Here is a 2,079-nt window from a genome sequence, read left to right as displayed (position 1 = left end):
TCGAGTGCTGGTGTATCAGGACAAACGCTACCGCTACGACCGCTTTGGGCGGCTGTGCGAGAAGCGGATCGGCAGCAACTGGGTGCAGTATTTCGAGTATGACGCCGAACAGCGGCTGGTTTGTGTCGAGCAGTACCGCAGTGGCGAGCTTGAGCGGGTGGTGTTTGCCTATGACCCTTTGGGGAGGCGGATTAGCAAGGAGGTTTATCAGAGGGACTATCCAGAACCGCGTCGGCGGGTGTTGTTTCACTGGCAAGGGTTGCGCTTGCTGCAAGAAGTGCAGAGTGGTTTGGCTAGCTTGTATGTGTATGCCACTCCGGATAGCTATGAGCCGCTGGCACGGATCGATGGGTCGATGGGCAGGGAGGTGGTTCAGTATTTTCATACCAACCTGGCCGGGCTTCCCGAGCAACTGACTGACGCGAATGGCGATGCGATTTGGCGTGGTGATTATGAGGGCTGGGGGAAGACGCGGGATGAGTGGCACAGTCCACGCCAGGCGAGAGAACAGAACCTGCGATATCAAGGGCAGTATCTTGACCGAGATACGCAACTCCACTACAACACATTTAGATATTATGATCCTAACGTAGGCTGTTTCATTCAAGCTGACCCTGTAGGTCTGACGGGGGGGTCAAACTTTTTTCACTATGCGCCCAACCCATTCAACTGGATAGATCCATTAGGACTCAAATGCTGGCCATCAGCAAGACGTGATTATTGGAAAGCAGAGGCTAAAGCAGCACCAAAGGGCATGTATTCATCAATAAATATGTTTAGAATGCGTCTAGGCCTTGCTCCAAGAATTCGAGTCAGAGAGCTTCATTTAAAAACCGGCACTGAAAGAATAAGAAACGTCTCAATCGAATTAAACCACCGCCATTGGCCTCAACGTGATGGAAAACACATCGACATCCCATACAATCTTGAAAAAGTAACACCTTGGGAGCATGCAATCAAAGATCGCTACAGGCACGTAGGAAGCGAGCTAATTGAAGTATTACAAGACATAAATAATTATAGAGGATTTTAAATGACACTTTCCGAACTCATGCAATCAGACATCTACATAAACCTCCTTGACAACTTAGACAAATACATTCCCGAAAAAATAGATAGACAATCAAAAATTCACGAAACCATTATCGCACTTATGGAGAAATGGATTCAACATTCGTCGCTTTCTTGCGATGACTTACATCACACTATATTAAACCACCAACAACATTTACTTTCTTATATCATAAAAAAACAAGAAACCTATACAGAACCCAATGACGGCAGGGACAACATAATAAATCTAGCACCAAAGACAAACTTCCCTATCAGCCATATTATTGAGTACTGCATATTATCAAGTAAAAAAAATGAATTATCAGAGTATATAAAAAAAATTCGAATACCAGCACCCCAACAATACGCAAAAGAAATTGAAAAAATATTCTCTGAAACCAAGCCCTCGTGATCGGCGATGGAGAAAGCGCTTTACGAGGTCACGCGGATCCACGCGCCGAGTTCCACCAAGAACCAAGACACAAAAAGAATCGCCACCTACACAAGACCGAAAAGCGCACAATATGACACAGCAAAAAATATTTGCCCTTAACAAACTTACACTCAATGATTCTTACCCAGGACTGCAGGGAGCATTTTGTCGACTTCTACTCAAGATACAACGGAGGATACTTTGATGGAGGAGCATTCATATACAGAGATTTATTTTACAAAATATCAACTAAAGACCTCAATCTTTTGGAAATAGAGTCTTTCCATTACATTGAGATACCAGGCATACTCGAACATCCAAGACTCCTGTCGATAATCGAGGTCATTAACAACAAAAAAATCAGCTACCCAGGAAATCCTGAATTCTTCCAAAACAACATCCCGTTCACCTGAAGTTGCGGGGACAATAACTTCTGGCTTGACACTATAACCGGCAGTATGAAATACACCGCGATGGAAGATGATGTAGGCCCCAACAATGCAATATTAGTAGTACCAAGCTTTTTAGATTTCTACACTCAAATCCAAGGCAGTCGAAGAAACTAGCAAATATGCCGCGAGTTAGTCTTCCAG

The 2,079-nt window shown here is 44.3% G+C and carries 2 protein-coding genes; both read left to right on the top strand.

Annotated features, from left to right (window positions below; genetic code table 11):
* Positions 1–1,033: RHS repeat domain-containing protein (locus LVS58_RS24875; protein ID WP_233693235.1), on the top strand; the 1,033-nt coding region annotated here is incomplete at its 5' end.
* Positions 1,034–1,465 carry a hypothetical protein gene (locus tag LVS58_RS24870; protein WP_233693234.1) on the top strand — a complete coding sequence of 144 codons (432 nt, stop codon included), beginning with the start codon at positions 1,034–1,036 and terminating at the stop codon, positions 1,463–1,465.
* Positions 1,466–2,079: the final 614 nt, after the last annotated feature.

The sequence above is a fragment of the Pseudomonas sp. JR33AA genome, from assembly GCF_021378985.1.
GTDB classification, from domain to species: domain Bacteria; phylum Pseudomonadota; class Gammaproteobacteria; order Pseudomonadales; family Pseudomonadaceae; genus Aquipseudomonas; species Aquipseudomonas alloputida.
The sequence above is the reverse complement of the archived record's forward strand: the minus strand, read 5'-3'. Positions and strand labels throughout refer to the sequence as shown.

What these genes read in the sequence shown, in the direction of transcription:
- LVS58_RS24870 (WP_233693234.1), top strand. Translation starts at nt 1,034, where the DNA reads ATGACACTTTCCGAACTCATGCAATCAGACATCTACATAAACCTCCTT.